This window comes from Endozoicomonas sp. SESOKO2 (assembly GCF_024606245.1).
In the GTDB taxonomy this organism is placed as follows: domain Bacteria; phylum Pseudomonadota; class Gammaproteobacteria; order Pseudomonadales; family Endozoicomonadaceae; genus Endozoicomonas_A.
Genome location: NZ_JAHHPQ010000546.1, coordinates 1 through 1,118, shown reverse-complemented (window position 1 = coordinate 1,118; position 1,118 = coordinate 1). Strand labels below are relative to the sequence as shown.

Genomic DNA, 1,118 nt, shown 5'->3' with positions numbered 1-1,118 from the left:
AAACCATCCCTGTTTTTATCTCATTGGCTGCTTTGATAATAATTCCGCAGGTTCTCTACCCCTTCACCCGAATCATCAAAATCCACTTCTAAACTGATCAGATAAACGCTAAAAACCGGTCAGATCTCATGGGGCACTCAAACAGCCTTGAGCCCGGGGCAAAAAACAGCCCTGAGCCTGGAGAAAAAGGATTTTCATTAATTGAGCTGATGATCACTCTGTTGATCGCCGGGATTATTGTTGCCATGGGACTGCCACAACTGAGGGAAGTCTCGAACACCATTCGTTTCTCAAACATTCAGCAAAACCTCCTTTCAAACCTGCTCTACGCCCGCAGTGAAGCCGTTAAAACCGGCAGCAATACCATCGCCTGTGCATCCACTGACGGGACTACCTGCGCAGCAGATCCAACCCTTTGGAGTCAAGGCTGGGTCATTTTCACCGATGAAAACAGTAACGGCGTATTTGACGCAGGAGTCGATACCTTGAGACGCTCACAGACAATAGAATCTATCGCCTCAATTACCTGGAGTAACAGCACGCCAATCGTGTTTCAGGGAGATGGCACCGTCAACAACACCAGTTCAGGCAACTTTCTTATTTGCGACAGTCTGACAACATCGAAGATCGCCAGAGGTGTTACCATTAACCTGTCTGGTAGAGTACGCTCCGCCAACTCAGTGGTTTGTCCATGAATTCAGGACGTTCCCAAGCAGGCATGACCCTGGTAGAAGTTCTGATCACAGTCGTCATTCTGGCTTCTGGCCTCTTAGGTATGGCCGCTTTACAGACCCGAAGCATCAGTTACAACAACATTGCCTATCTCAATTCCCTATCCAACATCCTTGCCTACGACATGCTCGACAGGATCAAAGCCAACCCGGTCTACGCACTTAACGGGCCCGGTTATTCGGCCAGTGTCGGCAATGCGCCCGCTGCTTATCCTAATGATTGCGACGCCGCAGATTGCACACCCGCTGAGTTAGCCCGTTATGACATTGCGCAATGGAAGTTCATTCTGGACGCCCAGCTCCCCGATTCAGACGGTTCAATTGTCAAAACCGATGTACCAGAGGGCCGGAACTACACCATCACGATCTTCTTTGATGACAGCAAAG

Annotated in this window: 2 protein-coding genes; both read left to right on the top strand. The window is 49.6% G+C overall.

Annotated elements, in window-relative coordinates; genetic code table 11:
• Positions 1–128: 128 nt before the first annotated feature.
• Positions 129–695 (top strand): GspH/FimT family pseudopilin, encoded by a 567-nt coding sequence (locus KDK17_RS13400; protein WP_257274233.1) that lies wholly within the window; start codon positions 129–131, stop codon positions 693–695.
• Positions 692–1,118 (top strand): type IV pilus modification protein PilV (pilV, locus tag KDK17_RS13395; RefSeq protein ID WP_257288261.1); only part of this gene is annotated, 427 nt, incomplete at its 3' end. The genes KDK17_RS13400 and pilV, both read left to right, overlap by 4 nt.